The following is a 5,950-nucleotide window of genomic DNA, read 5'->3' as shown; positions in this document are numbered from 1 at the left end:
CAACGTCCAAAACGGCAGGCTTCACCCACATGTGTATCGATCTAAAGAGTGAAGTGCACGATGCGATCAAACTTGGGGACTTGCTGACAGCAAAGGACGGACTGGCGGAAATTAACAGGCGAAGGACGTTTTCGCATCCGGAACCATGGAAGAAATCAATCAGCACGGTTCATAAGTCAAAAGGACTTGAATGCGAGAACGCATTGATGATGATGTGTGATCGGCATTCGTTCTCGAGCACAGAATACAAACGACGCCTGATGTATGTCGGTCTCAGCAGAGCGAAGAAGAGTTTGACGCTCATCGTCTGCCGGGAAAATCCCACTCCACTATTTACGTTTTAGACTGCCCAAAAGGTCAAGGATCCCTTCGACGTTTTTAGGCGTTCCTCGGCGCGCCTGCGATCTTGCGAACGGCTGCTGTCCGGCCTGACGACGTAATCAAAATCTTCGAGGCAAGGCTTTGACATGTTGAAAGACACATTCAGGTGATCGCTATCGCTTCTTCCCCTTGATGTAGGCAAAATCAGTCAGACCCGCTTTCTTCCATAGTTCGAGATTGTCCTCAGGAACCGTCACCAAGGTCTTAAGCGCCGCTTCCACCGACTGCAGAAAAGCGACTGCCCCGTCCAGTGTCGTGAGCAAGGTTTCGACGAAACGGTCCTTGTCCGGCGGGTGATTGAAATCCGTTTCCGTATCGAAAAGCTTATGTTTCTCGTCGGGGGCGACATAGCTGTTGATCGCTGTCTCAAGAATCCAGAAATTATAGATCAGCACGACCGCCGCGTCGTGTTCCCGATCGAGGGTCAAGAGTAATTCGGGCTTCCACTCGATCGCTTTATGTAGCAGTTCGTCGGTGAGGTGACCCGTGAATTTGTTGCGCAGGTAGGAAAAAAACTCGACCGCTGGCGCGACGGTCGCGTACCCGGTGCTCAGCTCGCGATGATCTTTATAGATAAGACGGATCGACGTTTCGAAATCGCTGAGGTTGTGAAACCCGATGAACGCGGTCTTGAGGTGTGCGATTGCAAGGTAGAGGCCCTTATTGCGGATTTCTAATGCCGCCTCGGCCAGGTCATTGCGAATAACCAGGCATTTTAGAAGTTTGGCTTCCACGAGGCTCTCCAACGCATCACTATGTTGTGGTCTGATACCATAATCGCCTTGTGAGGGAAGTAAATCTGTCAAAGATGCAAGACCATATGACGAAAAGGGGCGGTAAAGCTCCAGGGCGGGTGCGAGTGGCAACACACAGGGAAGAGCAGGTACACCAGCATCTATTTGAGGTTGGGCTGGAAGCGGTCGTCAAAGATTGTCCGGAATCCGACGATCCCCAGCCCAAACCCGAAAGTGAGCCGGACTCAGAGCCGAACTTCGAGCTTTGGCGCCTCATCAAGCGCCGCGCATACGAAAGGCTTCGAGGTCTGCACTATACCGTGCGATATGGGACCTTTGTGGGGAGTAAGATTGCCCTTCCGATCGATGCAAGCCGGCCAATGGAGCTCGATCTCCTCGGGACGCATGAGGATGGCATTTTTGTTCTCGAGCTGAAGGTCGATCGGTCGGCCGAACGCAATGCTTTTTCCGAACTATTCGCTTACAGCAACTACATTGCCGGCATGTTCGCCTTATCCGGGCACCAGGACATCACCAATATCCTTGTGGCGAACCTCGACGTAAAGATCACGCGCCAAGCATTCCTGTACGATCTCCTCATCAACGACCGCAACATCATCGTGTACCAGCCAAGCTTTTCCTCGAGCGACGTTGCGAGCCTCCGGTTGGATCTCTGGCTTCCCACCGATGATGATTTCAAACATTTCACGAATGATCTGCTCTCCCACGATGCGATGGCATGCGTCGTCATTTCGTTCGAGGATCTCGACGGCTGGTACGACAGCGAAGAAAAAGACGGCAGTCTAAACGAGACAACGCGAAAACACCTGACCATGCTCAGTGGATATGCGGCCCAGCTGATGGAGGCAGAGCGGTTGCATGGGTTTTGCTTTATCCGAAAGCCATGGAGGGAGATTCCCCGCTGCTATCGCAACAGCCTTTTTGTATGCGCCCTGAATCCGTTCCGGGTCGCGGTTCCCGAGCGAGCGAATGCCATCACCGCCCAAATAGATCCGTCGAAGCGCAGCGAGCTCTTTGAGATGCCTGAAATGGCGTTCGATGGCCGGCTGATAGGTATCGCACAGCGCGCCTTGAACGATTGCCTGGCGCATAACACCGGTGGAGAGGTGGAGACGGCGATCTGGAGCGTCATCGTGGAAACCAGCGGCGAGGTGGTTTTCACGCACAATTTCGGTTTTCGGCCGACGGGCATGCTACGAGAGGCCTACATCAGCTACCTCAACGAACGCTTCGCGATCGAAGATGCCGGAGGATGGGGGGATGATTTGTCGGTGTTGAAAATCAACAACGTGAACAATTGGGTCCAGGCTTGGGAGTTCATGCGGATGTGTGGATTGGGCCAATCCGACGCGGAACATGACGAACCAGACGATGACGAAGGTAACTCCCCTTGGTAATCGTCGCTTTGGAAAAACCGCGCATTGCGAAAAACAGGGGCGCGCAGCGGCGCCCCTGTTTCCATTAGGGATTGATACGCCCAAGCCGTCACGCTTCTTCAGCTTAGGCCGAAAGCGTTGTCTTGGCATACAGCCGATTAGTTTTTTGATGTTCTTGGGGGATACAGCGCGCGGTGAGCGCATCCTCGAGTTCGTCTAACCTGCCACTGAACTCCAGTGGAAATTATAGCCCCGGCGGTTTTTGATACGCCGAGCGGCGACCGGCGAAAGCGTGAAGCTTTCCGGAAAGCAGGTGATCGACACGGCACGCGAGACCATTGAACGTGCTAGAGCGGTAGGAGCCGCGCTTTAAGGAGGGGTGTAGCCGACGCTGACAGTGTTACTGTTTTCGAAGCGATTTCGGCACGAATTTATCGATCTCCTCGTCGTTGAAAGTGTAGTCCTCCTTCTTTTGCAAAGCTATCTGAGCGTCAGCGTAGGCCTTTGCGGTGGTCTGTGGCGCGCCCAGGTAGATCGCGGAGAGCTTCTTCTGGAGTTCGTCCCTGCGTTTCAACGCCTCTTCCGAGGAGAGCGATCCCATCCTGAGATCGGCCAAGAGCGATAGATACGACTCTCTTATCGGCCACAAGTTGGCTGCAGCGTCCCTGTGCTTTTGCGCTGTGCCACCGGGGTCAAACCCCTTCATGTAGCCAGAAGCCCATAACCCCACTATCGAGAGAAACGCGGTGGCGAGCTTCAGCCAAAACTGATCGAGGAAGACGACCGATAAAGCGCCCGAGGTTGTCAGAACGGATACTCCAATCTGGCATAGCTTATACCGTTGCAGCGTCGCAGAGCAGCGATCAGCCATCTTCGCGTGGGTTTTATGGGTATAGCCCACGCGGCCAAATCATTCGCGGATCTGGTCTTCAAGCGGCGAAAACTCGCTGCGGTCAGGTTGCGGTTCAGGCTGCATCGGCGCTCACCTGATTGCCTTGGATCGGAACATGGATGCGATCAGTCGCGACAACGACGCCATTTTGCACTGCGTAGCATTCAACGATGTGATCTCCGTTGAAGTTAGTATGCTCGGTTCGTTTCAGGTTTCCGCGATCACCGTGTATTTGCCCGCGAATGCAATCACGGCGGCGTGCCTCTTCTCCGCGATTAAGTACCTTCCAGTAGCGATTGAAACCGCCCTTGATGTCATGGTCAATAACGCTGAATGTCAACGTCTTGGCTGTTTTGAGCGGCAGCTTCAGTCGCAACATTTCCCTAAGAAACCGCTCTCGGAAGCCGTTCTGCGACACCTCACAATCCAAGGTGATGCTGTTGCGTATATCAATCGGAAACCGGTTTTCGATAAACTCCTCCGTGTTTTTCCACGAGGCGGCGGCAAAAGCCGACTTCTGTGTGGACTGTTCTGCGGCGGGGAAGCCGCGGCCATAAATTTTGCGCCACCTTTCCTTCTCAGTGGTAGAGCCCGCGGCGGCGATGGCATCGACGGCCAGTTCATAAGCCTTTTTTGCCTTCTTCTGAAATTTGTTCTTCACCTTGACGCGCTGGCCACTACCGAGGGCGGCGTAATAGTCCTGATCAGGACGTTCAGAGAGGAACTTGAAGAAATCCCGGCTCATGTAATCGTAATAGAGGTAACTTTTTTCGTTATACTCACTCGTGGATTTCAGAAAATTGTAAGCCAGCGTGTCGATCAGTAGTCCGCCCATGGCGAGACCATGCTTGTTCTTCCAGGCGCGAGCCATCTTGCAGAGACGACGCAGGTTCTTGTTTTTCTGCTCGTTCGACTCTTTCATAGCTGCGATTTCGTCGCGAGGCTTCGTGATTTTCCACGATCCACCGTCGTAGGTGTCAGGATATTTGAAGCTGCCATCGGTCTGTTCGAATACCGGCTGGACTTCAATATGAAAATCTCGATAGAGCACCTGTACTACAAGCCGGTCCTTGACGACCGTCGTGCTCGGATAGCGGCTTTTGATTGCATTCCTTGTATCATCGAGAAGACGGGATTGTCCGCCGTCCTTGTAGTCATCCCATTTGCCGGCAGGCATGATGTAAAGCATGTCAAGGTCCGAAATGCCCCTGATCGCCGTCCAGCGGCCGTACGAGCCGACTTGCAGAGAATTCGAAACTTTCGACTCCGTATCGCGGAATTTCTTGTTGAGAGCTGCCGTCACCTCGCCGTAACGGAGGCTAATTGTATCGCCGTTGTCCACCGCGATGTTGCTGAGAAACTGTTTGAACGTATCGGCGATGCTCATCGGCCTGTTACCTCAATAGCTCTGAAAATTTGGCTCGGCTTGCGGCTGAGCCTATTCGTGGGTTGATGGGGCCACCTCACTATGTGGCCGATTAGTCGGCAGGCTGGTCTGTAAAAAGCTCCAATGTGAAAGGATCGCGCCGTCGGCTTAATCCCGCGCCAAGTGTTTGACAGGGGTGCTTGACTCTGCCGAGCCCGTCCTTGCCTTCGAAATGAGCCCAGCCGCCATTGGGCAGGCGCCTTGTCAAAATAGTTGCGCCGCATTTCCGACAGGGATGGAAGTAGCTTGTTTTTTCGCTTGCATCGGCAGCTTGATAGCGGATCAGCGCCTCGCGGACTGGCGTCACGCGACCTGATGGCAACCGTCTCGGATGCGCCTTGCGTGTAAACCGACCTTTTCTCATGCTGCAATCCTTAAATCGAGGTTGATCTGCTAGATGGCAAGCTTTGGGATCGCGCACACCGCCAGGAAGCCTTGATCTTTCAGGAATCGAGAACTTCCAGTCCCTGCAAAAAAGATCAGGTATTCATTCGCCTAATTCAAGAGGCAGGTTTACAAAAAACACAAAAAGATATATTTTGTAAACTGAAATCTAGGAGGTCGACATGATCGGCAACAAATTGAAGGTCGCTCGGCAAGCGTCTGGGCTGTCATTGCGCGCATTGGCGGATGCCATTGGGGGCGTTGTCTCTGCTCAGGCAATCGGGAAGTATGAGCGAAATGAAGATATGCCTGGATCCAAGGCGTTGATCGCTTTGGCCAAGGCCTTGGGTGTGTCGGAAGATTACCTTCTAAGTGAAGATCAACTGTCTCTGGAAGGGGTGGATTTCCGGAAAAAGCTCGGGACGTCCTCGAAAGAGGAGGCTGCAGTCCAAGCTCGCGCGGTCCACATGCTCGAGCGATATCTTGTTGTAGAGGATCTGCTTCAGTTGCGCAGCGTCGAGTGGGAGCAACCGCGAAGCGCCCCACATCCGGTCTCCGACATCCGTGATGCGGAAGATGCGGCTCGTTCGGGCCGCGATGACCGGGGGCGTGGAAAAGATCCCATTCCGCAACTGGCCGAGCTAATGGGGGAGAGGGGGAATAAGGGTCTTTCAATGGGCTTGCACGACGTCGGCGGGCGGGGGGGGGGGGGGGGGGGCGCGGGACGCGGGGGGGG

6 protein-coding genes are annotated in these 5,950 nt (G+C 54.0%); 3 read left to right on the top strand and 3 right to left on the bottom strand.

The window, feature by feature from the left end; all coding sequences use genetic code 11:
• Positions 1 to 344 (top strand): ATP-binding domain-containing protein (locus C9413_RS26425; protein WP_210263618.1); only part of this gene is annotated, 344 nt, incomplete at its 5' end.
• A gap of 150 nt (positions 345 to 494) precedes the next feature.
• Here the strand turns inward: C9413_RS26425 and C9413_RS26420 are convergent.
• On the bottom strand, positions 495 to 1,187 hold the full coding sequence (locus C9413_RS26420; protein WP_170251116.1) for a hypothetical protein: 693 nt from the start codon (positions 1,185 to 1,187) through the stop codon (positions 495 to 497).
• A gap of 53 nt (positions 1,188 to 1,240) precedes the next feature.
• Here C9413_RS26420 and C9413_RS26415 point away from each other — a divergent pair, with 53 nt between their 5' ends.
• Entirely contained in the window at positions 1,241 to 2,533 is a 1,293-nt protein-coding gene (locus C9413_RS26415; protein ID WP_210263617.1) for a hypothetical protein, read from the top strand.
• Between the two features lie 379 nt (positions 2,534 to 2,912).
• Here C9413_RS26415 and C9413_RS26410 read toward each other — a convergent pair whose 3' ends face one another.
• Both C9413_RS26410 and C9413_RS26405 read right to left on the bottom strand, forming a co-directional pair.
• Entirely contained in the window at positions 2,913 to 3,413 is a 501-nt protein-coding gene (locus C9413_RS26410) for an SLATT domain-containing protein (protein ID WP_348648805.1), read from the bottom strand.
• Between the two features lie 64 nt (positions 3,414 to 3,477).
• Complete coding sequence (locus C9413_RS26405; RefSeq protein ID WP_170251115.1) at positions 3,478 to 4,791, bottom strand: nucleotidyltransferase; 1,314 nt, start codon at positions 4,789 to 4,791, stop codon at positions 3,478 to 3,480.
• A gap of 605 nt (positions 4,792 to 5,396) precedes the next feature.
• Between C9413_RS26405 and C9413_RS26400 the strand changes: the two genes are divergently transcribed.
• A partial coding sequence (locus C9413_RS26400; RefSeq protein WP_170251114.1) for a helix-turn-helix transcriptional regulator occupies positions 5,397 to 5,950 on the top strand: 554 nt, incomplete at its 3' end.

Source organism: Rhizobium sp. SEMIA 4085 (genome assembly GCF_013004495.1).
Classification (GTDB): Bacteria; Pseudomonadota; Alphaproteobacteria; order Rhizobiales; family Rhizobiaceae; genus Rhizobium; species Rhizobium gallicum.
This window is presented reverse-complemented; position numbering and strand designations above follow the sequence as displayed.

Bases quoted from the DNA above. Each gene is read 5' to 3' on its own strand.
- C9413_RS26405 (WP_170251115.1), bottom strand. From the start codon at position 4,791: ATGAGCATCGCCGATACGTTCAAACAGTTTCTCAGCAACATCGCGGTG.